This is a genomic window from Pseudomonas laurylsulfativorans (genome assembly GCF_002906155.1).
Lineage (GTDB): Bacteria > Pseudomonadota > Gammaproteobacteria > Pseudomonadales > Pseudomonadaceae > Aquipseudomonas > Aquipseudomonas laurylsulfativorans.
This window is the reverse complement of sequence record NZ_MUJK01000003.1, coordinates 409,644-436,089: the sequence shown is the minus strand read 5'-3', so window position 1 is coordinate 436,089 and position 26,446 is coordinate 409,644. Positions and strand designations below refer to the sequence as shown.

Annotated in this window: 18 protein-coding genes; 8 read left to right on the top strand and 10 right to left on the bottom strand. The window is 59.8% G+C overall.

Features of this window, described 5'->3' with window-relative positions; translation table 11 throughout:
- Positions 1 to 122 precede the first annotated feature (122 nt).
- From topA to B0D71_RS12375, 5 genes are all read right to left on the bottom strand, one after another.
- Positions 123 to 2,750, bottom strand: coding sequence for a type I DNA topoisomerase (gene topA / locus B0D71_RS12395; RefSeq protein WP_103395014.1), 2,628 nt, complete (start codon positions 2,748 to 2,750; stop codon positions 123 to 125).
- 114 nt (positions 2,751 to 2,864) lie between these two features.
- Complete coding sequence (locus tag B0D71_RS12390) at positions 2,865 to 3,101, bottom strand: DUF1653 domain-containing protein (protein ID WP_007986363.1); 237 nt, start codon at positions 3,099 to 3,101, stop codon at positions 2,865 to 2,867.
- A 98-nt stretch (positions 3,102 to 3,199) separates the two neighbouring features.
- Positions 3,200 to 4,375, bottom strand: a complete 1,176-nt coding sequence (fadA, locus tag B0D71_RS12385) for an acetyl-CoA C-acyltransferase FadA (protein WP_007974051.1) — start codon at positions 4,373 to 4,375, stop codon at positions 3,200 to 3,202.
- A gap of 29 nt (positions 4,376 to 4,404) precedes the next feature.
- Positions 4,405 to 6,552, bottom strand: a complete 2,148-nt coding sequence (fadB, locus tag B0D71_RS12380) for a fatty acid oxidation complex subunit alpha FadB (protein ID WP_103395013.1) — start codon at positions 6,550 to 6,552, stop codon at positions 4,405 to 4,407.
- A 610-nt stretch (positions 6,553 to 7,162) separates the two neighbouring features.
- Positions 7,163 to 7,600 (bottom strand): hypothetical protein, encoded by a 438-nt coding sequence (locus tag B0D71_RS12375; protein WP_103395012.1) that lies wholly within the window; start codon positions 7,598 to 7,600, stop codon positions 7,163 to 7,165.
- Positions 7,601 to 7,704: 104 nt separating this feature from the next.
- Here B0D71_RS12375 and B0D71_RS12370 point away from each other — a divergent pair, with 104 nt between their 5' ends.
- Positions 7,705 to 8,145 (top strand): universal stress protein, encoded by a 441-nt coding sequence (locus B0D71_RS12370; protein ID WP_103395011.1) that lies wholly within the window; start codon positions 7,705 to 7,707, stop codon positions 8,143 to 8,145.
- A 190-nt stretch (positions 8,146 to 8,335) separates the two neighbouring features.
- On the opposite strand, the gene B0D71_RS12360 is transcribed toward B0D71_RS12370, so the two are convergent.
- Positions 8,336 to 10,255: an ATP-binding cassette domain-containing protein gene (locus tag B0D71_RS12360; RefSeq protein WP_103395009.1), complete on the bottom strand. Its 1,920-nt coding sequence runs from the start codon at positions 10,253 to 10,255 to the stop codon at positions 8,336 to 8,338.
- A gap of 214 nt (positions 10,256 to 10,469) precedes the next feature.
- On the opposite strand from B0D71_RS12360, the gene B0D71_RS12355 reads away from it, so the two are divergent.
- Positions 10,470 to 12,398, top strand: coding sequence for a transglycosylase SLT domain-containing protein (locus tag B0D71_RS12355; RefSeq protein WP_103395008.1), 1,929 nt, complete (start codon positions 10,470 to 10,472; stop codon positions 12,396 to 12,398).
- An 88-nt stretch (positions 12,399 to 12,486) separates the two neighbouring features.
- Here the strand turns inward: B0D71_RS12355 and B0D71_RS12350 are convergent, their stop codons facing one another.
- The gene (locus B0D71_RS12350) at positions 12,487 to 14,286 is read right to left on the bottom strand and encodes an ABC transporter transmembrane domain-containing protein (protein ID WP_205885994.1); all 1,800 of its coding nucleotides are present in this window, start codon (positions 14,284 to 14,286) and stop codon (positions 12,487 to 12,489) included.
- Between the two features lie 233 nt (positions 14,287 to 14,519).
- On the opposite strand from B0D71_RS12350, the gene B0D71_RS12345 reads away from it, so the two are divergent.
- Positions 14,520 to 14,699 carry a PA1571 family protein gene (locus B0D71_RS12345; protein WP_007974065.1) on the top strand — a complete coding sequence of 60 codons (180 nt, stop codon included), beginning with the start codon at positions 14,520 to 14,522 and terminating at the stop codon, positions 14,697 to 14,699.
- Between the two features lie 245 nt (positions 14,700 to 14,944).
- On the opposite strand, the gene pdxB is transcribed toward B0D71_RS12345, so the two are convergent.
- Positions 14,945 to 16,087: a 4-phosphoerythronate dehydrogenase PdxB gene (pdxB, locus tag B0D71_RS12335; protein ID WP_103395005.1), complete on the bottom strand. Its 1,143-nt coding sequence runs from the start codon at positions 16,085 to 16,087 to the stop codon at positions 14,945 to 14,947.
- A gap of 266 nt (positions 16,088 to 16,353) precedes the next feature.
- Between pdxB and B0D71_RS12325 the strand changes: the two genes are divergently transcribed.
- Entirely contained in the window at positions 16,354 to 17,763 is a 1,410-nt protein-coding gene (locus B0D71_RS12325) for an MATE family efflux transporter (protein ID WP_103395003.1), read from the top strand.
- Between the two features lie 224 nt (positions 17,764 to 17,987).
- On the opposite strand, the gene tusA is transcribed toward B0D71_RS12325, so the two are convergent.
- Both tusA and rlmM read right to left on the bottom strand, forming a co-directional pair.
- Entirely contained in the window at positions 17,988 to 18,239 is a 252-nt protein-coding gene (gene tusA, locus B0D71_RS12320) for a sulfurtransferase TusA (protein ID WP_007987255.1), read from the bottom strand.
- Between the two features lie 169 nt (positions 18,240 to 18,408).
- Complete coding sequence (rlmM, locus tag B0D71_RS12315; RefSeq protein ID WP_103395002.1) at positions 18,409 to 19,482, bottom strand: 23S rRNA (cytidine(2498)-2'-O)-methyltransferase RlmM; 1,074 nt, start codon at positions 19,480 to 19,482, stop codon at positions 18,409 to 18,411.
- A gap of 298 nt (positions 19,483 to 19,780) precedes the next feature.
- Here rlmM and acnA point away from each other — a divergent pair, with 298 nt between their 5' ends.
- The 4 genes from acnA (at position 19,781) to B0D71_RS12295 (ending at position 26,445) form a co-directional block, all read left to right on the top strand.
- Positions 19,781 to 22,522: an aconitate hydratase AcnA gene (gene acnA / locus B0D71_RS12310; RefSeq protein WP_103395001.1), complete on the top strand. Its 2,742-nt coding sequence runs from the start codon at positions 19,781 to 19,783 to the stop codon at positions 22,520 to 22,522.
- 222 nt (positions 22,523 to 22,744) lie between these two features.
- On the top strand, positions 22,745 to 23,533 hold the full coding sequence (locus B0D71_RS12305; RefSeq protein WP_103395000.1) for a CPBP family intramembrane glutamic endopeptidase: 789 nt from the start codon (positions 22,745 to 22,747) through the stop codon (positions 23,531 to 23,533).
- Positions 23,534 to 23,748: 215 nt separating this feature from the next.
- Complete coding sequence (locus B0D71_RS12300; protein ID WP_007974078.1) at positions 23,749 to 24,183, top strand: low molecular weight protein-tyrosine-phosphatase; 435 nt, start codon at positions 23,749 to 23,751, stop codon at positions 24,181 to 24,183.
- Positions 24,184 to 24,207: 24 nt separating this feature from the next.
- Positions 24,208 to 26,445, top strand: coding sequence for a polysaccharide biosynthesis tyrosine autokinase (locus tag B0D71_RS12295; protein ID WP_103394999.1), 2,238 nt, complete (start codon positions 24,208 to 24,210; stop codon positions 26,443 to 26,445).
- The last annotated feature ends 1 nt before the right edge of the window (position 26,446 follow it).

The window sequence follows — 26,446 nt, the reverse complement described above, 5'->3', positions numbered from 1 at the left end:
AAAAACGCGTCGCCTTTGAGTTTTTCGCGAGCAAGCTCGCTCCTACAGAAAAAGCAGCAGAAACAAAAAGGCCGCATGAAAACCCGAAGGTTCTCACGCGGCCTCTTCAGTACCGCGAAGCTTTACGCTTTCGCAGCTGGACGCTTATCTTCGACTTTCCACTTACCGCCGTCGTAGAACGCTTTCCAGCCAGTCGGTTTACCGTCGACTTCGGTCTGCACGTACTGCTCCTTGGTCTTGCGACTGTAACGAATCACAGCCGGGAGGCCATCGGGATCCTTCTTCGGCGCTTCGCAGAGGAAGTGATACTTCGGATCGATCTCATCCTTGTGCGGGATGATTTCCATCACCAGCGGAGCACGAGTCTCACGGTTTTTCGGGAACTGGCTGGCCGCCAGGAACAGGCCGGATGCACCGTCGCGCAGAATGTAGGTGTCGTTGACCTTTTCGCACTTCAGCTCAGGCATCTTCACCGGATCCATCTTCGGCGGTGCCGCGTCACCACTCTTGAGCAGTTTGCGAGTGTTCTTGCAGGTGGCATTGGTGCAACCGAAGAACTTGCCGAAGCGGCCGGTCTTGAGTTGCATCTCGCTGCCACACTTGTCGCACTCCAGGCTCGGACCTTCATAGCCCTTGATGCGATAAGTACCCTCTTCGATTTCGTAGCCATCGCAATCGGGGTTGTTACCGCAGATGTGCAGCTTGCGCTTCTCATCGAGCAGGTAGGCATCCATCGCCGTGCTGCAGATCGGGCAGCGATGCTTGCCACGCAGTACCAGCGATTCCGATTCACCCTCGTCGTCCGCGGCGATTTCATCGCCCGGTACCAGGTTGACGGTGGCCTTGCAGCGCTCTTTCGGTGGCAGGCTGTAGCCCGAGCAACCGAGGAACACGCCGGTCGACGCAGTACGGATCTGCATCGGACGACCGCAGGTGGTGCACGGGATGTCGGTCATCACCGGCTGGTTGGCACGCATGCCGTTTTCCGGGCTTTCGGCTACTTCGAGCTTCTTCTTGAAGTCGCCGTAGAACTCATCGAGCACGTTTTTCCAGTCGCGCTCGCCCTGGGCCACGTCATCGAGATGCTCTTCCATGCCGGCGGTGAAGCCATAGTCCATCAGGTTGGAGAAGCTTTCGGCCAGACGCTCGGTGACGATGTCGCCCATCTTTTCCGAATAGAAACGACGGTTGTGCAGTGCCACGTAGCCGCGGTCCTGGATGGTCGAAATGATCGCAGCGTAGGTTGAAGGACGACCGATGCCGCGTTTTTCCATTTCTTTTACCAGGCTGGCTTCCGAGTAACGCGCCGGCGGCTTGGTGAAATGCTGGGTCGGATCAAGCTTGATCAGCTTCATCACGTCGCCCTGGGCCATGTCCGGCAGCACATCGTCGTCGCCCGGCTTGGCGATTTGCGGCATCACGCGGGTGTAACCGTCGAACTTCAGGATGCGGCCCTTGGCACGCAGCTCGAAGTCGCCAGCGCCCACAGTGACGGTAGTCGACAGGTATTGCGCCGGCAGCATCTGGCAAGCGAGGAACTGGCGCCAGATGAGCTCGTAGAGACGCTCAGCGTCACGCTCCATGCCCGAGAGCTTGCTTGGCTCGGTGTTGGCGTCGGACGGACGAATCGCTTCGTGAGCCTCTTGTGCGCCTTCCTTGCTGCTGTAGACGTTCGGCGTTTCCGGCAGATACTTCTTGCCGAACTCGCCTTCAATATAAGTACGCGCCATCGCCACGGCATCGACCGAGAGGTTGGTCGAGTCGGTACGCATGTAAGTGATGTAGCCGGCTTCGTACAGACGCTGGGCCATCATCATGGTTTTCTTCACCCCGAAGCCCAGGCGGTTGCTCGCCGCCTGTTGCAGGGTGGAGGTGATGAACGGTGCCGACGGCTTGCTGCTGGTCGGCTTGTCTTCGCGCTTGACGATGCTGTAGCTGGAAGCCTTGAGCTTCTCCAGCGCGGACATGGCCTGGGCTTCGTTGAGCGGCTTGAAGGCCTCGCCTTTTTCACGAGCCACGTCGAAACGCACGGTTGCGCCCTTGGCGGTACCGAGGTCGGCGTGCACTTCCCAGTACTCTTCCGGGATGAACGCGCGGATTTCACGTTCGCGCTCAACCACCAGCTTCACGGCAACCGACTGCACGCGCCCGGCGGACAAACCGCGAGCGATCTTCGCCCACAGCAACGGCGAAACCATGTAGCCCACGACGCGGTCGAGGAAGCGACGCGCCTGCTGGGCGTTGACGCGGTCGATGTCCAGCTCGCCCGGCTGGGAGAAGGCTTCCTGAATCGCCTTCTTGGTGATTTCATTGAACACCACGCGCTTGTAGCGGCTGTCATCACCACCGATGGCTTCGCGCAGGTGCCAGGCAATGGCTTCCCCCTCGCGGTCCAAGTCGGTTGCGAGATAGATGGTGTCAGCATCTTTGGCGAGCCGGCGCAGCTCTTCGATGACTTTTTCCTTGCCCGGGAGGATCTCGTACTTGGCTTTCCAGCCATGATCGGGATCGACACCCATGCGTGCGACCAACTGCTTGCGCGCTTTTTCCTTCGGCGACAGTGCCGGCGCTTCACCCGCAGCAGCCTTGCCGCGCTTGGCGGCTGGCTCTTTGCTGGCGCTAGCCGAACCGCTGGTGGGCAGGTCTCGGATATGGCCGATACTCGACTTCACCACGTATTCGTTGCCCAAATACTTGTTGATGGTCTTGGCCTTAGCCGGGGATTCCACAATGACCAGCGATTTGCCCATGGATCAGAAAATTCCTGAATTCGAGAAGTGAAAGGCGATTGGCGCCTGACGCGGCACCGCTATATATAGTGGCAACAAGGTGAGGTCAAGCGCAGGGTTTTGCGCGCACTCAGCTTATGGCTTGGTAAAAAGGCTTTCTTCGGCCTGCACCAAAGCAAAGCGTGGCACCTGTTCGCCGTCAACTTCGACGGACTCCAGGAACATGCTCAAGGGACGCACCCAAAAGCCGTAATCGCCATACAGGGCTTGATAGAAGACCACTTCTTCTTCGGTTTCCGAATGCCGCGCAACACTGAATACGCGGTACTGCGGACCTTTGTAATGTTGGTAGAGCCCTGGTTGTATCGGCATGTTTTGGCCCTCACTCAAATTTTTCAAAATAAAAACAAAAATAAATCCGAAAAAACAAAAACCGGGGCACTTGGCCCCGGCTTCCATCAACGAGACGCTTAAACGCGTTCGAAGACGGTAGAGATGCCCTGGCCGAGACCAATGCACATGGTAGCCACCCCGAAGGTGCCGCCATTTTGCTTCATCACGTTGAGCAAAGTGCCGGAGATACGCGCACCGGAGCAACCGAACGGGTGGCCCAGGGCGATCGCGCCGCCGTGCAGGTTAACCTTCTCGTTCATCTTGTCGAGCACTTTCAGATCTTTCAGCACTGGCAGGGCCTGTGCGGCGAAAGCTTCGTTGAGCTCGAAGAAGTCGATGTCGGAGATACCCAGACCCGCGCGCTTCAGTGCTTTTTGTGTGGCCGGTACTGGACCATAGCCCATGATTGCCGGATCCACACCTGCCACTGCCATCGAGCGAATCACCGCCATAGGCTGGATACCCAGGTCCTGCGCGCGCTGCGCCGACATCACGATCATGCACGAAGCACCGTCGGTGATCTGCGACGAGGTACCGGCTGTCACGGTGCCGCCCTTTGGATTGAACGCTGGCTTGAGAGCCGCCAGGCTTTCCAGGGTGGTTTCCGGACGAATGGTTTCGTCGTAGTCGAAGGTTTTCAGGAAACCGTTCTCGTCGTAACCCTGCATCGGGATGATTTCGTCTTTGAACTTGCCTTCCACGGTCGCCTTGTGGGCGAGTTGGTGGGAGCGCACGCCGAAAGCGTCCTGTTGCTCGCGGGTGATGCCGTGCATTTTGCCCAGCATTTCCGCGGTCAGGCCCATCATGCCCGAGGCTTTCGCCGCGTACAGCGACATATGCGGGTTCGGATCGACACCGTGCATCATGCTCACGTGACCCATATGCTCGACGCCACCAACGACGAACACGTCACCGTTGCCGGTCATGATCGCTTGCGCGGCAGTGTGCAGGGCGCTCATGGACGAGCCACACAGGCGGCTGACGGTCTGGCCGGCCGAGGTGTGCGGGATCTGGGTCATCAGCGACGCCATGCGCGCGATGTTCCAGCCTTGCTCCAGGGTCTGGTTCACACAGCCCCAGATCACGTCTTCGACTTCGCTAGGGTCAACCTTGACGTTGCGTTCCAGCAATTTGCTGATCAGGTGCGCCGACATGTCTTCGGCGCGGGTGTTGCGGTGCATGCCGCCCTTGGAGCGGCCCATCGGAGTACGACCGAAGTCGACAATCACGACGTCTCTAGGATTCAAGCTCATAAGTTCACTCTCACTCTAGTTGGGGGCGCTTAACCGAAGAAGCTCTGGCCGTTCTTGGCCATTTCGCGCAGCTTCGCGGTCGGGTGGTACAGCGCGCCCAAATCAGCGTACTGGTCAGCCAGGGCAACGAACTCTGCCACACCGATCGAGTCGATGTAACGCAGCGCACCGCCACGGAATGGAGGGAAACCAATACCGTAGACCAGACCCATGTCGGCTTCGGCAGCGGTTTCGACAATGCCGTCTTCCAGGCAACGCACGGTTTCCAGGCACAGCGGGATCATCATCCAGTTGATGATGTCTTCGTCGGTGACTTCGCGCTGCTCGTAAACGATCGGCTTGAGCACTTCCAGCACCGAAGGATCGGCGACTTTCTTCTGCTTGCCGCGCTTGTCGGTCTCGTAGGCGTAGAAGCCCTTGCCGTTCTTCTGGCCCAGGCGCTTGGCTTCGTAGAGCACGTCGACGGCCGAACGACGGTCGTCCTTCATGCGGTCCGGGAAGCCTTCAGCCATCACGTCACGACCGTGGTGGCCGGTGTCGATGCCGACCACGTCCATCAGGTAGGCCGGGCCCATTGGCCAGCCGAATTTTTCCATGATCTTGTCGATACGGACGAAGTCCACACCGGCGCTGACCAATTTGGCGAAACCGCCGAAGTACGGGAACAGCACGCGGTTGACCAGGAAGCCCGGGCAGTCGTTGACGACGATCGGGTTCTTGCCCATTTTCTTGGCGTAGGCAACGGTGGTGGCAACAGCCAGCTCGCTGGACTTCTCGCCACGGATCACTTCCACCAGCGGCATCATGTGCACCGGGTTGAAGAAGTGCATGCCGACGAAGTTTTCCGGACGCTTGAGGGCCTTGGCCAGCAAGGTGATGGAAATGGTCGAAGTGTTGGACGCCAGGATGGTGTCTTCTTTGACCTGACCTTCCACTTCGGCCAGTACGGCTTGCTTGACCTTGGGGTTCTCGACGACCGCTTCCACCACCAGGTCCACGTGACCGAAATCACCGTACGACAGGGTTGGACGAATGCCGTTGAGCACTTCAGCCATTTTCGCAGCGGTCATACGACCTTTATCAACGCGGCCAACCAGCAGCTTGGCGGCTTCGGCCAGCCCCTGCTCGATACCGTGCTCGTTGATGTCCTTCATCAGGATCGGCGTGCCTTTGGAAGCCGACTGATAGGCGATACCGCCACCCATGATGCCAGCGCCCAGTACGGCCGCCTGCTTCACGTCCTTGGCGATTTCGTCGTAGGCCTTGGCCTTTTTCTTCAGCTCCTGATCGTTCAGGAACAGACCGACCAGGCTCTGCGCGGCAGAGGTCTTGGCCAGCTTCACGAAACCGGCGGCTTCGATTTCCAGCGCTTTGTCGCGACCGAAGTTCGCAGCTTTCTGGATGGTCTTGATCGCTTCAACCGGCGCCGGGTAGTTCGGGCCAGCTTGACCGGCCACGAAACCTTTGGCGGTTTCGAAAGCCATCATTTGTTCGATAGCGTTCAGCTTCAGCTTTTCCAGCTTCGGCTGGCGCTTGGCCTTGTAGTCGAACTCGCCGGAAATGGCGCGCTTGACCAGTTCCAGCGCGGCCTCTTGCAGCTTCTCTGGAGCAACCACTGCGTCGACAGCGCCGACTTTCAGCGCGTCTTCAGAACGGTTTTCCTTGCCGGCGGCAATCCACTCGATGGCATTGTCGGCACCGATCAGGCGCGGCAGGCGCACAGTACCGCCGAAGCCCGGGTAGATGCCCAGCTTGACTTCCGGCAGGCCGATCTTGGCCGTGGTGGACATGACGCGGTAGTCCGCAGCCAGGCACATTTCCAGACCGCCACCCAGTGCGATGCCGTTGATCGCGGCTACAGTCGGGACGTTGAGGTCTTCGAAATCGCTGAAAATCTTGTTGGCTTCGAGATTGCCTGCAACCAGCTCGGCATCCGGCAGCTTGAAGTTGTCGACAAATTCGGTGATGTCGGCGCCGACGATGAATACGTCCTTGCCACTGCTGACGATCACGCCCTTGATCGAAGCATCTGCCTTGATGGTGTCTACGGCCTGACGCAGTTCGTTCAGGGTTAGACGGTTGAACTTGTTGACGGACTCACCCTTGAGGTCGAACTTCAATTCGACGATGCCACTTTCAAGAGCCTTAACCGTGATGGCTTTACCTTCGTAAATCATCAACTGATCTCCACGATATGGAAGCTGAACAGTACACGTCGGACGCAGGCGAATGGTTTGGCAGGGACGTCAATCGTCGATGCTACGCCTATCCACCCGGCACACCCGCCAACGCGATAGTCGGGATTCTGTAGGAGCGGTCTGAAATACAAACGCTCAATTCATACGCCCGTTTGATTTGGGTACGTCACCTTCACGGAATTTCCGACAATTGTCAATCGCCTGAAACACGGGTTGAAACACGACTTTCCGGTCATATCCGTACTGCGAAGACCTTAAACACGCCTAGGCATGCACGGCCATTCATAGAATCAATTATTAGAAATGTCGCCCTAATTCGCTGCAGCCCGCGTTTAACAAGCTACGCTGGCGGAACCAAGGGAAAAATTGAACGCGTTGGCGAATGCCCAGCGTAAGATCAGCCTACAGCGAATTACCGGCCTGCCTGGCCAACCCGCCCGATGATGTTGTCGGGCTTTTTATTGCCTGATCGCTTCCTGTAGGAGCGAGCCTGCTCGCGATGAACGTCAACGATGACGCGGGAAGCCTGGCACCCCGCGGCGGCCTTAGGTTCATCGCGAGCAAGCTCGCTCCTACAAGGGATCGGGTTTCAGGCGAGCGCCTTGAGGGTGACATCGATTTGTTGCAGCACGTCGGCCTCGCCCTTCTCACCCCAATACAAGGCGATCATTTGCTTGTCAGCCTCAACCTTGTAGACATTGTCCGGCAATTTTTCGAAATGATTGAGCAACATCCGGTCTTCACAGATTTCCTGCCATTGATTCACCCAGATACCCGGTGATTTTTGCCAGTAACTCCAGCACGCCGGCTGTTTGCCACGCCGCGGGCGATGGTACTGGGCACAAGGGCTAGGCGGCTCCTGGCTCAGCCAGTGCGGCCATTCCTGGGGTGCCAGTTGCATGGCCAGGCCGATGCGCCGGGCCTCCATCCGCAGGGCGATACGCCCACTCTGGGCACGTGAGGGGCGCAACCATGCCAGCGGGCTGAGTACCACCAACAGGATTGACACCACTATCCAGACCGTCATATCTGTACTCCCGATTCTTGACGAGCCCATTGTGTCACTTTGGAACCAATGCGCTTGAAACCAGCCATACTTACCAATATTGCAATCCTCAGGAGGAGCACCTCATGCCCTACAACCATATTCTGGTCGCTGTAGATCTGACCGAAGAGTGCGACCCTGTCATCCACCGCGCTCGCGAACTGTCAGTGAGCAACGGTGCGAAATTGTCACTGGTGCACATCGTCGAGCCGATGGCGATGGCCTTCGGTGGCGACGTGCCGATGGACCTGTCACAACTGCAACAGCAGCAGTTCGATCAGGCCAAGGAGCGCCTCGAGCGCCTCAAGCACAAATACGCCGAACTCGAAGGCGCCAACTGCCACCTGACCTACGGCCAGCCACGCCAGGAAATCCACCATTTCGCCAAGGAGCAACAATGCGACCTGGTCGTGGTCGGCAGTCACGGCCGGCACGGCCTGGCACTGTTGCTGGGCTCCACCGCCAATGACGTGCTGCATGGCGCGCCTTGCGATGTGCTGGCGGTGCGCCTACAGAACAAATCCTGAAGCCACCCTCTGTAGGAGCGAGCCTGCTCGCGATGGTCATCAACGATGACGCTGGAAACCTGACACCCCACGGCGCTCTCAGGTTCATCGCGAGCGAGCTCGCTCCTACAGGGGATCGATTTGATCCAATTGCATATGAAAAACCCGGCGTTCACGTGTGTGACGCCGGGCTTTTTTATTGCAGGGTCAATCAGGCATCCAGCTCGGCCCAACGCTCGACCATGACGTCGAGTTCAGCCTGCAACTGCGACAGCTGGGCGATCACCGCAGCGGTTTCGGCAGCAGGACGCAGGTAGAAACCGGCATCCGCCATCTGCGCTTCAACAGCAGCGATCTGCTGCTCCATGGCCTCGATCTGCCCCGGCAACGCTTCCAGCTCGCGCTGCAACTTGTAGCTGAGCTTTTTCTTCGCCGCAGGCGCTTCGACGACTGCCGCAACCGGCGCAGGCTCAGCCTTCACCACCGCGGAATTCAGGTCAGCCTTGCCGGATTTGCTCTCGGTCACACCCAGCAGGCGCGGCGAGCCGCCCTGACGCAGCCAGTCCTGGTAACCGCCGACGTATTCGCGAACCTTGCCTTCACCTTCGAAGACCAGGGTGCTGGTGACCACGTTGTCGAGGAATGCCCGGTCGTGGCTGACCATCAGTACGGTGCCGTTGAAGGTCAGCAGGACCTCTTCGAGCAGTTCGAGGGTTTCAACGTCGAGGTCGTTGGTCGGTTCGTCGAGTACCAGCAGGTTCGCCGGTTTGCTGAACAGCTTGGCCAGCAACAGACGGGCACGCTCACCACCGGACAGCGCCTTGACCGGCGTACGGGCACGCTGCGGGCTGAACAGGAAGTCGCCGAGGTAGCTCAGCACATGGCGGCTCTGGCCATCGATATCGATGAAGTCGCGACCTTCGGCGACGTTGTCGATGACGGTTTTTTCCAGATCCAGCTGATGGCGCAACTGGTCGAAGTAGGCGACATCGATCTTGGTGCCCTCTTCCACCTTGCCGCTGGTCGGTTGCAGACCGCTGAGCATCAGTTTCAGCAGGGTGGTCTTGCCGGTACCGTTGGCGCCGAGCAGACCGATACGGTCGCCGCGCTGCAACACCATGGAGAAGTCCTTGATCAGGAACGGCCCGCCCGGGTGAGCGAAACTCACGTCCTCGAGCACCATCACCTGCTTGCCGGACTTATCGGCGGTTTCCAGCTGAATATTGGCCTTGCCGGTACGCTCACGGCGCTCGCTGCGCTCGACGCGCAAGGCTTTGAGCGCACGTACGCGGCCTTCGTTACGGGTACGGCGGGCCTTGATGCCCTGACGAATCCACACCTCTTCCTGGGCCAGGCGCTTGTCGAACAGCGCGTTGGCGGTTTCTTCGGCAGCCAGCGCGGCTTCCTTGTGCACGAGGAAGCTGGCGTAGTCGCCGTTCCAGTCGATCAGGCCGCCGCGATCCAGTTCGAGGATGCGGGTGGCCAGGTTCTGCAGGAAAGAACGGTCGTGCGTGATGAACAGCACGGCGCCCTGGAAATCCTTCAGCGCCTCTTCAAGCCAGGCGATGGCACCGATGTCCAGGTGGTTGGTCGGTTCGTCGAGCAGCAACAGGTCCGGTTCGGACACCAGGGCCTGGGCCAGCAGGACGCGACGACGCCAGCCGCCGGACAACTCGGCGAGGGTCTTGTCGGCCGGCAGTTGCAGGCGGCTCAGGGTGCTATCGACCAATTGCTGTAAACGCCAGCCGTCGCGGGCTTCGAGGTCGTGCTGGACGTGCATCAGCTTGTCCAGATCGGCTTCGGTAACGCAGTTCTGACTCAGGTGGTGGTATTGCGCGAGCAATTCGCCCACACCGTCCAGCCCCTCGGCGACCACGTCGAACACTGTCCGCTCGTCGGCCACCGGCAATTCTTGCGGCAATTCGCCGATCTTGAGCCCGGGTGCGCGCCAAACGGAGCCGTCATCGGGCTTCTGGTCACCCTTGACGAGCTTCATCATGCTGGACTTGCCAGTGCCATTGCGGCCGATGATGCACACCCGCTCTCCACGGGCGATCTGCCAGGACACCTTGTCCAACAACGGCATAGCGCCGAAAGCAAGGGACACATCGCTGAATTTGAGCAGGGTCATGAGCTTCTCCAAAAACCGGGCGCGCATTCTACCTGACTTGAGGCTTCAGAAGGCCGGCAATTTCACTGTCGTAGCACTCTGAATGACAAATGTTGCGAACTGATGCGGGAAGAACCGCAAAGCTTTCGCCGGCTGCTGGCAAAAGGCTAAGCTACAAACAATTCAGTGCGGGCCCTGGCCCGCACTTGTCATGATTTCTCTGCACGGATGTCTCATGCGCAGTCGCCTTTTCAATCTTTTGTCTGCTTTTTTACTGTCTGCCGCTGCCGTTCAATCCGCCCAGGCGGTGGACCTGTCCACCCAACGCCAGTATTACGATGAAGCCAAACGCGCCTTGGCCAAAGGCGACAGCGGCCCGTATTTCCGTTACAGCCAGGCCCTCGCCGATTATCCGCTGGAACCCTACCTGGCTTACGACGAACTGACCGCGCGCCTGAAAACCGCGAGCAACGCCGAAATCGAGAAATTCCTCGCCGAACACGGCGACCTGCCCCAGGCCAACTGGATGAAACTGCGCTGGTTGCGCTGGCTGGCGGATCGGGGCGACTGGGCGACCTTCGTCAAGTATTACGACCCGAAAATGAACTTCACCGAACTGGATTGCCTGAATGCGCAGTACCAGATCAGCCACAACCTCAAGTCCGAAGGTTACGCCAACACCGAAAAGCTCTGGTTGACCGGTAAATCCCAACCCGACGCCTGCGACACCCTGTTCGGCATGTGGGCCGCCGATGGCCAGTTGACCGAGCAAAAACGCTGGGAGCGCGCCAAACTCGCCGCCCAGGCGCGCAACTACCCGCTGGCCAACAGCCTGGTCAACGGCATGACCACCCTCGCCCCTCGCGGTCGCTTGCTGGTGGACGTCGCGCAAAAACCGGAACTGCTCAACCAGCCGTCACGCTTCACCCCGGCCGATGAAGCCATGTCCGACGTGGTCAGCCTCGGCCTGCGCCGGCTGGCCCGCCAGGACCCGGACAAGGCCATGGCCTTGCTCGACGGTTATGCCAACAGCATGCACTTCTCCCGGGATGAAAAAGTGGCGATCGCCCGGGAAATCGGCCTGACCCTCGCACGACGTTTCGACAGCCGTGCGCTGGATGTCATGACCAAATACGACCCGGAGCTGCGCGACAACACGGTTTCCGAATGGCGCTTGCGCCTGCTTCTGCGCCTGGCGCGCTGGGACGATGCCTATCAGCTGACCCGCCGCCTGCCCCAGGACCTGGCCACCACCAACCGCTGGCGCTACTGGCAGGCCCGCAGCCTGGAACTGGCGCAACCGCAGAATCCGGAAGCGCAGACACTCTATAAAAGCCTGGCCCGCGAACGCGACTTCTATGGTTTCCTCGCCGCCGATCGCTCGCAGTCGCCCTACTCTTTGCTCAATAAACCGCTGGTGCTCAGCCAGGCCACCATCAACAAGGTGCGCAACACGCCCGGGGTGCGCCGTGCCCTGGAGCTGCACGCCCGTGGGCAGATCGTCGATGGCCGGCGCGAGTGGTACTACGTCAGCCGTCACTTCAGCCGCGACGAAATGGTCGCCCAGGCCAAACTGGCCTACGACCTGAAATGGTACTTCCCGGCGATCCGCACCATCAGCCAGGCGCAGTATTGGGATGACCTGGACATCCGCTTCCCGATGGCTCACCGCAATACGCTGGTGCGAGAGGCTAAGAATCGCGGCCTGCATCCGAGCTGGGCGTTCGCCATCACCCGCCAGGAAAGCGCGTTCATGGACGACGCCCGCTCCGGGGTCGGCGCCTCGGGCCTGATGCAACTGATGCCCGCTACCGCCAAGGAAACCGCACGCAAGTTCAGCATTCCCTATAGCTCGCCACAGCAACTGCTGGATCCGGAAAAGAACATCCAGCTCGGTGCCGCCTACCTGAGCCAAGTGCACAGCCAGTTCAACGGCAACCGCGTCCTCGCCTCCGCCGCCTACAACGCCGGCCCCGGCCGCGTACGCCAATGGCTGCGTGGCGCCGACCACCTGAGTTTCGACGTGTGGGTGGAAAGCATCCCGTTCGACGAAACCCGCCAGTACGTGCAAAACGTGCTGTCGTACTCAGTGATCTACGGTGAGAAGCTCAATTCGCCACAGCCGATCGTGGATTGGCATGAGCGGTTTTTCGACGATCAATGATCCTGTAGGAGTCGGCTTGCCGGCGAAGGCGATGGCACTTTCAACATCGTCGTTGAATGTTTAATAGCCTTCGCTGGCAAGCCAGCTCCTACAGTTCAACGACGACCTTGTCGTCGTTGAACTGCAACGCCGCCAACCGCGCATACAACGCATTGCTGGCAATCAGCTCCTGATGGGTGCCCACCGCCACCAGCTTCCCCTGATCCATCACCGCGATCCGGTCGGCGTTTTTCACCGTGGCCAGGCGATGGGCGATGACCAGAGTGGTACGGTTTTTCATCAGGCTCGGCAGCGCCTGCTGGATCAAGTGTTCACTCTGGGCGTCGAGGGCGCTGGTGGCTTCGTCGAGGAGCAGGATCGGGGCGTCCACCAGCAACGCCCGGGCGATGGCCAGGCGCTGGCGCTGGCCACCGGACAAGCCGAGACCGCCATCCCCCAGATGCGTCTGGTACCCGTTGGGCATGGCCTCGATGAAGTCATGGGCGTAAGCGATTTTTGCCGCTTCCTGTACCTCAGCCAGGGTCGCCTTCGAATTGCCGTAGCGGATGTTTTCTTCAATGCTGCCGAAAAACAGCGCCGGGGTTTGCGACACCAGGGCGAAGCAGCGGCGCAGATCCAGCGGATCGAGCTGAGTCAACGGCACACCGTCGAGCAGTATGTGGCCCTCGGCCGGGTCGTAAAAACGCAGCAGCAAGTCATACACCGTCGATTTGCCGGCCCCTGATGGCCCGACCAGCGCCAGCGTTTCACCGGCATTGACGGTCAGACTCAAACCGTCGACGGCATAACTTTCCGGTCGCGACGGGTAGGAAAAACGCACATTGTGCAGTTGCAGTTGGCCATTGACCCGCTCCGGCAGTGTCACCGCGCCCGCCACCGGCGGCAGGATGATGTTTTCCGAACGCAGTAACTCGGCAATCCGCTCGGCCGCGCCGGCTGCCCGCTGCAGTTCGCCAATCACCTCGCTCAACGTGCCGAACGCACTGCCGACGATCAGGCTGTAGAACACGAACGCCGCCAGCTCGCCCGCGGAAATTCGCCCGGCGATGACGTCCATGCCGCCGACCCAGAGCATCACCCCGACCGCGCCCAAGACCAGCACGATCACCAGGGTAATCAGCCAGGCCCGCTGGAAGATGCGTTTGCGCGCGGTGTTGAACGCCTCCTCCACCGTCACGGCAAACCGTTGCTCGTCCTGGGCCTGATGGTTGTAGGCCTGCACGGTCTTGATCTGTCCCAGGGTTTCCGACACATAGCTGCCGATATCGGCAATCCGGTCCTGACTCAGGCGTGAGAGGTTACGCACACGGCGTCCGAAGATCAGGATGGGTGCGATCACCAGGGGCAAGGCCACCACCACGATGCTGGTGAGCTTGGGGTTGGTGATGAACAACAGGACGATCCCGCCGATCACCATCAACAGATTGCGCAGGAACAACGACAGGGAAGATCCGATGACCGATTGCAGCAACGTGGTATCGGCGGTCAGGCGTGACTGGATTTCCGAGCTGCGATTGTCTTCGTAAAATCCCGGATGCAGGTAAATCAGATGATTGAACACCTGACGCCGGATATCCGCCACGCAGCGCTCGCCAATCCACGACACCAGGTAAAAGCGCGCAAACGTACCGAGTGCCAGTCCCACCACCAGCAGCATGAACAGAGCGATGGACTGATTGAGCAGATGCGGTGACTGGGTCATGAACCCCTTGTCCACCAGCAGACGGATGCCCTGCCCCATGGACAAGGTGATGCCCGCAGTGACGATCAACGCCAGCAAGGCGCCAAAGGCCTGCCAGCGATACGGCGCAATGAAACGAATGGCCAGGCGAACAGCACGGCGGTGACGGGCAGAGAACATCGCATTCTTCCAGGACAAAGCAGTCATTAGGATCAGCCTATACCGCTCAATGGGGTGGCTCGCTGCAAATCACAATGAGTCAGGTTAATTATGTCCACCCACACTAGAGGCTAGACGCTATTGGTCTAAAGTTCGGGTAGCCACGCGAAGGCATTTCTGCTGCACTGGTTCTGTCCCCCCGGAAAGATCGCAGGGAGTTGTCATAGCCCGGTCACCTGGCGGTTCTACAGTAAGCACACAACCTGATGAGGAGACAGGCCATGTCCTTGCAACACAGCAGCGATGACAAAATTCAAGTGATCCGCACACAACCAGACCAGTCTCTGGGTTGCTCGATTATTGACGAGCAGGGTCGCGAAGTACCGATCACTGAAGAGATGATCCAGAAAGCTTGCAGCGAACTGGAAAAGCGATTGGTCAAGCCTGCCGAACAAGAGTGATATAGCCACCGTCTTCATGACCCGGCCCATTGTTGGCCGGGTTTTTTATTGCCGGCAAAAAAGGCAATTACCTCTCTGCAGGAGCGAGCCCTGCTCGCAATGGTTGTCAACGATGACGTGGGAAGCCTGACACCCCGTGGAGTTCTCAGGTACATCGCGAGCAAGGCTCGCTCCTACAGGGGATTTGTGGTGCATGAAGATCCAGTGTGGGAGCGGGCTTGCCCGCGATAAGGCCAATGCGGTCTTTAAACCAGTGTTGCCCCCAACGCCGCCACAATCCTCTGCAACTCAGGCGCATCCCCCTCGATCCGTACCTGCAACCCGTCGATCTCCCGGCGCGACGGATATTGCTTGCGCAGCACATCGAATGCCGCACGCTGCTCGCTGACACTGCCGACCAGGCTGCGACGGAAATCCGCATCGTCGCGACGCGGGTCATACACGCCACGGCAGAGCATCGCCAACGCCCAGGCCGGATCGCTTTGCGCATTGAGGGTCACGTGCGACAACCAAGGTGCCGGCAGCAAATCGCTCAAGCTGACGCGGGCTGGTTGCCCGAGAAAATCGCAATACGCCTGATAAATCTGCGCGGTCCCGCGCTGCTTGCCGTCGAGGCTGTAACCGGCAATGTGCGGCGTTGCCAGCACGCACAGTTCGGCCAGCGCTACGTCGACTTCAGGCTCGCCTTCCCAGACATCGAGCACCGCCTGTAGGTCTTCGCGCTCCAGCAATACATCGCGCAGGGCGGCGTTGTTGACCACCGGCCCGCGACTGGCATTGATCAGCCAGGTGCCGGATTTGAGTTGATTCAGACGTTTTTCATCGAACAAATGCCAGGTCGACTGTTGGCCCTGCTTGGTCAACGGCGTGTGCAGGCTGATGACGTCGCATTCCTCGACGATCTGCTCAAGGCTGACGTAGTCCCCCCCTTCAGCGGCCTGTCGTGGTGGATCGCACACCAGCACCTTCCAGCTCAGGCCTTGCAGGACCTTGACCAGCCGTCCGCCCACTTCGCCGGCACCGACCACGCCGTAGGTACGCCGGGTCAGGTCGACGCCTTCGATTTCGGCCAGGGTCAGCAAGCTGCCGAGCACATAGTCGACCACGCCGCGGGCATTGCAGCCCGGCGCGCTGGACCAGGTGATACCGGCCTGTTGGAAGTAATCCAGGTCCAGATGATCGGTGCCGATGGTGCAGGTACCGACAAAACGCACCTTGCTGCCTTCGAGCAGCGCGCGATTGACGTTGGTCACCGAGCGCACCAACAGCACATCGGCCTGCTCGACCATGGCGCGGTCAATGGCGCGCCCCGGCACCCGGCGGATCTCACCGAAGCCTTCAAAGAAGGCATCGAGCAGGGGGATATTTTCGTCGGCAACAATCAGCATGGCAGGCTCCTTTGGCGGATCGGCAGTTTAGGCGTAGATGACGCATCGCGCCTAGACACATCTCTCTGTAGGAGCGAGCTTGCTCGCGATGAACGCAAGGATGCCACGTTCATTCAGGCATCCCGCGTCATCGTTGACGTTCATCGCGAGCAAGCTCGCTCCTACAGAGGGTTGATTACAAATCGGTAACACGGGTCTTTTCCTGACTGCCGCGTCAACGCGTAGAATGCGCGCCTGTGCTTCAAAACCTTTTGGACGTTTCGCCATTGAATCCTGTCATCGAAAATACCGCCGCCATTGCGCCTGCGCGGACAACACCCGTACGCCTGGAACTCAAGGGCCTGCTCGGCCTGGCCCTGCCCATCATGATCGCGCAACTGGCCACCACGGCCATGGGCTTCGTCGATGCGGTGATGGCCGGGCGCGTCAGCCCACGGGACCTGGCCTCGGTAGCCCTGGGCAATTCGATCTGGATTCCGGTCTACCTGTTGATGTCCGGCGTCCTGCTGGCCACCACACCCAAGGTCGCGCAACGCTTTGGCGCCGGGCAGTTTGACGAGATCGGCCCGCTGGTACGCCAGGCACTCTGGCTTGCACTGTGTGTCGGGTTGATCGGCAGTGGCCTGCTGCTCGGCGCCGAACCGATCCTGCACTGGATGAAAGTCGACCCGCAATTGATCGAGCCGAGCATGGGTTACCTGCACGGGATCGCCTTCGGTTTTCCGGGCATGGCTTTTTATTACGTACTGCGCTGCTACAGCGATGGCATGGGTCGTACCCGTCCAAGCATGGTCATTGGCTTGTGCGGCCTGCTACTGAACATCCCGCTGAACTATGCGTTGATCTATGGCCATTTCGGCGCGCCGGCCCTGGGTGGCGTCGGTTGCGGCTGGGCCAGCGGCATCGTCATGTGGTTCATGGCGTTGAGCATGGCCGGCTGGACGTTCTGGGCCCCCTTCTATGCCCGCACCCGGGTACTGGTGTGCTTCGACCGGCCGAAATGGGCTGTGATCAAGCGCCTGGTCAGCATTGGCCTGCCGATCGGTATCGCCGTCTTCGCCGAGTCCAGCATCTTCGCGGTCATCGCCCTGCTGATCGGCAGTCTCGGCTCTACCGTAGTGGCCGGGCATCAAATCGCCCTGAATATCAGCTCGTTGCTGTTCATGATTCCTTACTCGCTGGGCATGGCCGTGACCGTGCGGGTCGGTCAGGCACTGGGGGCCGGCAATCCTTGGCAGGCGCGCTTCGCGGCGAAGGTCGGCCTCGGCGCGGCACTGGTGTTCGCGGCGTTTTCGGCGAGCCTGATCCTGCTGCTGCGCGAACCGATCGCCTCGATCTACACGCCTGACCAGAACGTGATCCAGATTGCGTCGATGCTGATTGTCTATGCCGCGCTGTATCAGTTTTCCGATGCCATCCAGGTCATCTGCGCAGGCGCGTTGCGTGGCTACCAGGACACCCGGGTGACGATGGTCCTGACCTTGTTCGCCTATTGGGGCATTGGCCTGCCGGTCGGCTACGTGCTGGGACTGACCGATTGGTTCGGTCCGGCCAGCGGCCCGAGCGGACTGTGGGAAGGACTGATTGCCGGCTTGAGCTGTGCGGCGCTGATGCTGTCCATCCGCCTGACGCTCAGTGCGCGCCGGCGGATTCGCAACAGCCGCCCGGCGGGTTGACTGCACAAACAAAAAGACCTGCTTTTGCAGGTCTTTTTTTGGGGCTTTCACGGTTGGGGGGGGGGGGCACTTCGTTTTCGACCAGGACGCGGTTTCTTGTAGGCGCTGGCTTGCCAGCGATGGTCGTTAACGATAACGCGTGTAACCCGGATAAACGCGGCGCACTTGAGTCCATCGCCGGCAAGCCGGCTCCTACAGGTATTGCGGGGTATCCCGGGGTGGTATTAACCGGACTTCTTGCGAATCCAGTACAGGTAGGTGCCCGCCTCTTCGTGCTGCGCCACCAGTTCGTGGTCGAGAAACACACAGAACTTGGGAATGTCGCGACGGGTCGACGGGTCGGTGGCGATCACCTTGAGCAGGCCGCCGGGCACCAGGTCACGGATGTGCTGGTGCAGCATCATCACCGGCTCCGGGCAATTGAGGCCGGTGGCGTCGAGGGTGCCGTCTACCGGCGTATCAAGCATTTCACTCATGGTTCACTCCTGAAACTGGCCGGCATTGTCGCGCATTGCCGGGTGTAACGTCATCTGTGACCTGCACCGCCCTTTGTAGGAGCTGGCTTGCCAGCGATAGCGTCCGCACGTTCGATGCATGACTCAAGGCCACCATCGCTGGCAAGCCAGCTCCTACAGGGGGGGGTGATCAGCGGGCTTTCGGTTTCTTGACGTCCAGCCGACGCAAATGGCAGGTCACTTCCTCACGGTCGTGGTACAGCTGCTTGCAGCCAATCTCGACCTTGATGCCCCGCGCCTTGAAGCCATCGGCAATGCGCTCGAGCAAACGCTTCACCTCGGCATAGCGCTGCTTCATCGGCAGTTTGAGATTGACCACCGCCTCGCGGCAATGACCGTCGCCGATCCACTCTTCCAGCATCGCGGCATTGCGCGCCGGTTTCTCGACGATGTCGCAGACCATCCAGTCCACCGGCTGCTTGGGCTTGAAGGTGAAACCGTCGGCCATCAAGTGTTGCACCAGTCCGGTGTCCATCAGGCTTTCGGCCATCGGGCCGTTGTCGATGGCGGTCACCAGCATGCCGCGATTGACCAGTTGCCAGGTCCAGCCACCGGGGGCGGCCCCGAGGTCAACGCCGGTCATGTCGCCATGCAGGCGCTCGTCCCACTGGTCGCGCGGGATAAAGTGGTGCCAGGCTTCTTCCAGCTTGAGGGTCGAGCGGCTCGGTGCCTCGCGGGGGAATTTCAAACGGGGAATGCCCATCGGCCACATGGCCGAGTTATTCGACTCGGCCAGGCCCATGAACACTTCGCGGCCGCTCTTGAAGGTCAGCAACAGACGCGGCTTGTGCGCATCTTCCACCAGTTTGCCGGCGGCCATCAGCGCCTTGCGCAGGTGCACTTCGAATTTCTTGCAGAAGTTCGACAGTTCCTTGCCGTCGTTGGTGTCGACCATTTCCAGCCATAGGCTGCCGCACAGCGGAAAGTCCGCCATATGATCGAGGATCACGCTGATGCGGTCGGTTTCCGGCAGATCGATGAAAATCCCCCGGGCCCACTGGCGCGGGAAGATCAGCTCGGCGAAACGCTGCCCGCGCATCAGGCGCTCGGCGCCGTCTTCTTCGGTGCAGACAAACTCGGCGCAGGCAGTTGCCGCCTTGGCCTTGGCATATCCGGCCACGTTCAGCCGTGCGGCAAGGTCGGAAATCTCGGAACAGACTTCGCCTTCGAAGCCCGGCCGGCAATGCATGAATAGGGTGTTCATTCTTACTCCTGGACCCTGTAGGAGCGAGCTTGCTCGCGATGGACTCAAGGGCGGCGCGTTTATTCAGGAAACACGCGTTATCGTTAACGTCCATCGCGAGCAGGCTCGCTCCCACACAGAGAGACCGCTTGCGTTGAAGCAAAGCCTGTCACGAAAACCCGCGCATGATAGCCGACTTCGGAACCCCGGACTTGCCCATAGAGTCCAGTTATTAGCCAGCTACTGAAAACAGGGCTAGGTTTAATGCTCTGCCCGTCCCCTCAGTCCGTAGCCGTGCGGACTCAAAGGAGTGATCGTAATGCCGTCCCTCGATAGTCTGAAAACGCTCAAGACCCTGCAAGTCGGCAACAAGACCTACCACTACTTCAGCCTGCCCGATGCCGCCAGGAGCCTGGGCGATCTGGACAAGTTGCCGATGTCGTTGAAAGTCCTGCTGGAAAACCTGCTGCGCTGGGAGGACGCAAAAACCGTCACCGGCGCCGACCTCAAGGCACTGGCCGCGTGGCTCAAGGAGCGTCGCTCCGACCGCGAAATCCAGTACCGCCCGGCACGGGTGCTGATGCAAGACTTTACGGGCGTCCCCGCCGTAGTCGACCTGGCCGCCATGCGTGCGGCGATGGCCAAGGCCGGCGGCAATCCGCAGCGGATCAACCCACTGTCGCCGGTAGACCTGGTGATCGACCACTCGGTGATGGTCGACAAATTCGCCAGCAGCAGCGCGTTCGAGCAGAACGTCGACATTGAAATGCAGCGCAATGGCGAGCGTTATGCGTTCCTGCGCTGGGGCCAGAGTGCCTTCGACAACTTCAGCGTGGTGCCACCGGGCACCGGGATCTGCCACCAGGTGAATCTGGAATACCTCGGTCGCACCGTGTGGACCAAGGACGAGGACGGCCGCACCTATGCTTTCCCAGACACGTTGGTGGGCACTGACTCCCACACCACCATGATCAACGGCCTCGGCGTACTCGGCTGGGGCGTCGGCGGTATCGAGGCGGAAGCGGCGATGCTCGGGCAACCGGTGTCGATGCTGATTCCGGAGGTCATCGGCTTCAAACTCACCGGCAAGCTCAAGGAAGGCATCACCGCCACCGACCTGGTGCTGACTGTGACCCAGATGCTGCGCAAGAAGGGCGTGGTAGGCAAATTCGTCGAGTTCTACGGCGATGGCCTCGCCGACCTGCCACTGGCCGACCGCGCGACCATCGCCAACATGGCCCCGGAATACGGCGCCACCTGCGGCTTCTTCCCGGTGGACGACGTCACCCTGGACTACTTGCGCCTGTCCGGCCGCCCCCCCGAAACGGTGCAACTGGTCGAGGCCTACAGCAAAGCCCAGGGTCTGTGGCGCCTGCCCGGTCAGGAACCGGTGTTCACCGACAGCCTGGCGCTGGACATGGGCAGCGTCGAAGCCAGCCTCGCGGGGCCGAAACGTCCGCAGGACCGGGTTTCGCTGCCGAACGTCGCGCAAGCGTTCAGTGACTTCCTCGACCTGCAATTCAAACCCACCAGCAAGGAAGAAGGTCGCCTGGAAAGTGAAGGCGGTGGCGGCGTCGCCGTCGGCAACGCCGATCTGGCCGGCGAAGCGGATTACGAATACGAAGGCCAGACCTATCGCCTGAAAAACGGCGCTGTGGTCATCGCCGCCATCACCTCCTGCACCAACACCTCCAACCCGAGCGTGATGATGGCGGCCGGGCTGGTGGCGAAGAAGGCCGTGGAAAAAGGCCTGAAACGCAAACCCTGGGTGAAGAGTTCCCTGGCCCCCGGCTCGAAAGTGGTCACCGACTACTATAAAGCGGCCGGCCTGACCCATTACCTCGACGAATTGGGCTTTGCCCTGGTCGGCTATGGCTGCACCACCTGCATCGGCAACTCCGGGCCGCTGCCGGACGCCATCGAAAAAGCCGTCCAGCAAGCCGACCTCACCGTGGCATCGGTGCTCTCGGGCAATCGCAACTTCGAAGGCCGGGTGCATCCATTGGTGAAGACCAACTGGCTGGCCTCCCCGCCGCTGGTGGTGGCCTACGCGCTGGCGGGCACGGTGCGCACCGACCTCAGTCGCGAGCCGCTGGGCGATGACAAGGATGGCAAACCCGTTTACCTGCGGGACATCTGGCCAAGCAGCAAGGAAATTGCCGATGCGGTCAACCAGGTCAATACCGCCATGTTCCACAAGGAATACGCCGAAGTGTTTGCCGGTGACGAGCAATGGCAGGCGATCAAGGTCCCGCAGGCGGCGACCTATGTCTGGCAGGGCGACTCGACCTACATCCAGCACCCACCGTTCTTCGACGACATCGGCGGGCCGCCGCCAGTGGTCAAGGATGTCTGCGCAGCGAACATTCTCGCGCTGCTCGGCGACTCGGTGACCACCGACCACATCTCCCCGGCCGGTAACATCAAGGCCGACAGCCCGGCCGGACAATACCTGCGGGACAAAGGCGTGGAGCCGCGGGACTTCAACTCTTACGGTTCGCGACGCGGCAACCATGAAGTGATGATGCGCGGCACCTTCGCCAACATCCGCATACGCAACGAAATGCTCGGCGGCGAAGAAGGCGGCAACACCCGCTACATTCCCACCGGGGAGAAAATGCCGATCTACGACGCCGCCATGCGCTATCAGGCTTCGGGCACGCCGCTGGTGGTCATTGCCGGCCAGGAATACGGCACCGGATCGAGCCGCGACTGGGCGGCCAAAGGCACCAACCTGCTGGGGGTCAAAGCGGTCATCGCCGAAAGCTTCGAACGGATTCACCGCTCCAACCTGGTGGGCATGGGCGTGCTGCCGTTGCAGTTCAAGCTGGATCAGAACCGCAAGAGCCTGAAGCTCAACGGCAGTGAAACCCTCGACATCCTCGGCTTGACCGGCGTCGAGCTGACGCCTCGGATGAACCTGACGCTGGTCATCACTCGCGAAGACGGCAGCCGCGAGAAGATCGAGGTGCTGTGCCGCATCGATACGCTCAATGAGGTGGAGTACTTCAAGGCGGGGGGGATTTTGCATTACGTGTTGCGGCAATTGATTGCTTCGTAACTGACGAGCAATACACAGACAGACACCGCCCTCGGGCGGTGTTTTTGTTTATATCGCCTACATCCCTATAATCGCGCGCCACGTGAAAGGTATCGCCCCCAATATTGTGGCCTACACACAACCTGTGGGAGCGAGCTTGCTCGCGATGACGGAGTGTCAGGCAACATTGATGCTGAATGTATCGACCGATCGCGAGCAAGCTCGCTCCCACAAGGACTTCACATGCTTGCCCTGCCATGGACATTTCTGGCCCTGCTCGCCTTCGGCTACGGGCTGGCACTGACCTACGGTCACCTCGATTGGCAGGCGGCAATCTCGGTCATGCTGCTGTTGATCGCAGGCTTCACCGTTCGCCAGCACGTAATTCCTGGTCTACGCATCATCGGCCATGGCCTGTTCATCGTCCTGGCGCTGGCCCTCGCATTGCACTGGCTACCGGGCTTCCATAACGGTCGCGGCATTGCCCTGCAGCGTTTCAGCGAAAACGCCATGGCGTTTTCCATGTTCCTGAACCTGGACAAACCGCTCATCGGCTTCTGGCTGCTATTGGCCTGCCCATGGATTGTCGGTCGTTGCTCGTTACGCTCCTTCCTATATGCCACCGCACTGGCACTGACCTTGAGCTCCGTGCTGGCACTGGGCGGCGCCCTGCTGATGGGCATCATCGCCTGGGCGCCGAAATGGCCAGACCAAGGCTGGCTGTGGATGCTCAACAACCTGCTGCTGGTTACCCTGGTCGAGGAAGCGTTGTTTCGCGGCTATATCCAGGGCGGCCTGAGCCGGATCATGAAAAACCTGCCCCAGGGTGAAAACCTCGCCCTGCTGCTGGCGTCTCTGATTTTCGGCCTGGCCCACGCGGGGGCCGGCTGGCAATGGGTGGTACTGGCGAGCCTGGCCGGGGTCGGGTACGGCCTAGCCTACCGTTTCGGTGGCTTGGGCGCTGCCATCCTCAGCCACTTCGGCTTGAACCTGATGCACTTCGCACTGTTCACCTACCCGATGGCGGGATAGTCACCGCAACGAACCAAACAACCGTATGACAGAAAGTAACAGCCGAGCCTTGACCCCCCTCCCCTTCGACACTAGAGTGCACGCTTTTAAAATGGCCCCGGTAGCAGTACGCCACCGGCGATAGCCGTACAGTTGCGTTGGAATGGAATCCACACTCTCTCCTTCCTCCTGCCTGTGCGGTTTTCACACTTGATATCGCAACGTGCGCAGCCCCTATGTTCAATAAAATCCTGGTCGTTTGCATCGGCAACATCTGCCGAAGCCCCACCGTAGAGGCCCTGCTTAAAAGCAGACTGGCCGAGCGCGGCATTGATGTGAGTTCAGCAGGCATCCACGCCCTGGTGGACAAACCCATGGACAGCACCGCGCTGGAAGTCTTGCGCGAGCACAATGGCGACCACCCGGACCACAAAGGCCGGCAACTGACCCGCGAACTGCTGCAACAGGCGGACCTGATCCTCACCATGGAAACAGGCCACGTTAAACGCATCGTGCAAATGGCACCGGAAGCACAGGGCAAAACGTTCCTGCTGGGCAAGTGGCAGAACAACCAGGAAATCCCCGACCCCTATCGCCAACAGAAGGTCGCCTTCGAACACGTCTACCAACTGATGACGCAAGGCGTCGACAGCTGGTCGCAAAAACTATAATCACCCCTTGTAAAAGTACCCCGCATGCAAAGCCCAAACAGCCTCCCCATCCAGGAACACCGCGACGACGATGACGACATCGATCTGCTCGCACTCTTCGGCACCTTGATCGATAGCAAGTGGATCATTGTTGGCATCACTGCGTTCTTTTGCGCGATGGGTGTTGCGTATGCCGTGTTGTCGACGCCGGTTTACCAGGCAAATGCGCTGGTGCAGGTTGAAGAGAAAAAAGGCGGCATGGCTGCGCTGGGCGGCATGGCGGAAATGAGTGAGATGTTTGGTACCACCTCCCCGGCGGTGACGGAGATTGAACTGCTTAAATCTCGGGCGGTTCTGGGTAAGGCGGTGGAAAACCTGAAGCTCGACATTAATGTTGAGCCAAATTACTTCCCGATGATTGGCCGCTTCTTTAGCCGACGCTTTCAAGCCACTGGTGAAAACCAAGTGGCCCCGCCATTTTTCGGATTGAACAGCTATACATGGGGCGGAGAAAAACTCGACATCTTCCAACTGGAAGTACCAGATAACTATCTGGGCAAGGGGTTGACACTACGCGCTGAGGGGAATGGTGCCTTTACTCTGCTGAATGACGATGACGAAGTCCTCCTTCATGGTCAAGCAGGTGAGAAACTGGAGCAAAATGGCTTCAAACTGCAAGTTTCGACACTGAATGCCAATACTGGCGCTCTATTCACTGTCACCAAGCAGCGTCGCCTCAATACCATTCTCAAGTACCAAGAAGATGTGTCGGCTGCTGAACGTGGCAAGGAATCCGGCATCATCGCACTGTCGCTGGAAAGCGAAGATCCCGATCTGGCCAACAAGGTGCTGGACGAGATCAACCGGCTCTACGTACTGCAGAACGTCCAGCGTAACTCCGCCGAAGCCGCACAAAGCCTGGAGTTTCTGCGCACCCAGTTGCCGGATGTACGAAAGCAACTTGAGAAGGCCGAAGGTCAGTTGAATGCCTACCAGAGCAGTGCTCGTTCCGTAGACATCACCATCGAAACCAAAGCTGTGCTCGATCAGATCGTAGCCCTGGAAACCCTGATTTCCGAGTTGAAGCTCAAGCAAGCCGAGATGGAACACCGCTTCACCCGCGAACATCCGTCCTACCAGGCACTGATGACCCAAATGGGTCAGCTCGATCAGCAGAAACGCGGGCTGGAAAAGAAGGTCAAGAACCTGCCAGAAACCCAGCAGGAACTACTGCGCCTGACCCGTGACACGCAAGTCACCACCGACATCTACACGCAGTTGCTGAATAAAACCCAAGAGCTGGATATTGTCCGAGCCGGTACAGTAGGTAACGTCCGCGTGATCGACTCGGCGGATGCGAACATCGAAAAACCGGTCAAACCGAAAAAAGCGCTGATCGTTTTGATCGCAACGCTGCTCGGCGGCCTGATTGCCGTGGCCTACGTACTGGTTCGTAAAGCGATGAATCGTGGCGTCGAAGACCCAGAGGTCATCGAGCAACTTGGCATCCCGGTTTACGCGTCGATCCCTCTCAGCAAGGGCCAGTCCCAGATTGAAGGCACATTGAAGGGCAACAACCGCGCCTCTTCAGGCTCACTGCTGCTGGCCGTGAACAACCCCGCCGACCTCGCCATCGAATCATTGCGCAGCCTGCGTACCAGCCTGCACTTCGCGACCCTTGAAGCGAAGAACAACATCCTGATGATCTCCGGCCCAAGCCCGGCCGTCGGTAAATCCTTCGTCTCGAGCAACCTGGCCGCGATCATTGCCCAGACCGGACAAAAGGTGCTGCTGGTTGACGCCGACATGCGTAAAGGCTACCTGAACAAAATGTTCCGCATGGACGTGAACAGCGGCTTGTCCGACCTGCTCGCCGGCAAGATTGATCTGGACAAGGCCACCCACTCCACCGAAGTGGACAACCTGCACGTCATCACCCGCGGCCAGATCCCGCCAAACCCATCCGAACTGCTGATGCACAGCAACTTCACCCGGTTCCTGGAGCAAGTCAGCAGCCAGTACGACCTGGTGATCATCGACACCCCGCCAATCCTCGCAGTGACCGATGCCGCCCTGGTGGGCCGTCAGGCCGGCACAAGCCTGATCGTGACCCGTTTTGGCGTCAACGCCGCCAAGGAAATCGCCGTCACCAAGCGTCGCTTCGAACAGAACGGTATCGTGGTCAAGGGTGCGATTTTCAACGCCGTGGAACGCAAAGCTTCAGCGTACGGCTACGGTAGCTACAGCTACTATCAATATGAATACGCCTCGGACAAAAAGTGAC

Bases quoted from the DNA above. Each gene is read 5' to 3' on its own strand.
- B0D71_RS12375 (WP_103395012.1), bottom strand. From the start codon at position 7,600: ATGACGGTCTGGATAGTGGTGTCAATCCTGTTGGTGGTACTCAGCCCG.
- fadA (WP_007974051.1), bottom strand. From the start codon at position 4,375: ATGAGCTTGAATCCTAGAGACGTCGTGATTGTCGACTTCGGTCGTACT.
- fadB (WP_103395013.1), bottom strand. From the start codon at position 6,552: ATGATTTACGAAGGTAAAGCCATCACGGTTAAGGCTCTTGAAAGTGGC.
- B0D71_RS12305 (WP_103395000.1), top strand. From the start codon at position 22,745: ATGCTTGCCCTGCCATGGACATTTCTGGCCCTGCTCGCCTTCGGCTAC.
- B0D71_RS12350 (WP_205885994.1), bottom strand. From the start codon at position 14,286: ATGACTGCTTTGTCCTGGAAGAATGCGATGTTCTCTGCCCGTCACCGC.
- topA (WP_103395014.1), bottom strand. From the start codon at position 2,750: ATGGGCAAATCGCTGGTCATTGTGGAATCCCCGGCTAAGGCCAAGACC.
- B0D71_RS12390 (WP_007986363.1), bottom strand. From the start codon at position 3,101: ATGCCGATACAACCAGGGCTCTACCAACATTACAAAGGTCCGCAGTAC.
- B0D71_RS12360 (WP_103395009.1), bottom strand. From the start codon at position 10,255: ATGACCCTGCTCAAATTCAGCGATGTGTCCCTTGCTTTCGGCGCTATG.
- tusA (WP_007987255.1), bottom strand. From the start codon at position 18,239: ATGAGTGAAATGCTTGATACGCCGGTAGACGGCACCCTCGACGCCACC.
- B0D71_RS12355 (WP_103395008.1), top strand. From the start codon at position 10,470: ATGCGCAGTCGCCTTTTCAATCTTTTGTCTGCTTTTTTACTGTCTGCC.
- B0D71_RS12300 (WP_007974078.1), top strand. From the start codon at position 23,749: ATGTTCAATAAAATCCTGGTCGTTTGCATCGGCAACATCTGCCGAAGC.
- rlmM (WP_103395002.1), bottom strand. From the start codon at position 19,482: ATGAACACCCTATTCATGCATTGCCGGCCGGGCTTCGAAGGCGAAGTC.
- B0D71_RS12345 (WP_007974065.1), top strand. From the start codon at position 14,520: ATGTCCTTGCAACACAGCAGCGATGACAAAATTCAAGTGATCCGCACA.
- B0D71_RS12295 (WP_103394999.1), top strand. From the start codon at position 24,208: ATGCAAAGCCCAAACAGCCTCCCCATCCAGGAACACCGCGACGACGAT.
- B0D71_RS12370 (WP_103395011.1), top strand. From the start codon at position 7,705: ATGCCCTACAACCATATTCTGGTCGCTGTAGATCTGACCGAAGAGTGC.
- acnA (WP_103395001.1), top strand. From the start codon at position 19,781: ATGCCGTCCCTCGATAGTCTGAAAACGCTCAAGACCCTGCAAGTCGGC.
- pdxB (WP_103395005.1), bottom strand. From the start codon at position 16,087: ATGCTGATTGTTGCCGACGAAAATATCCCCCTGCTCGATGCCTTCTTT.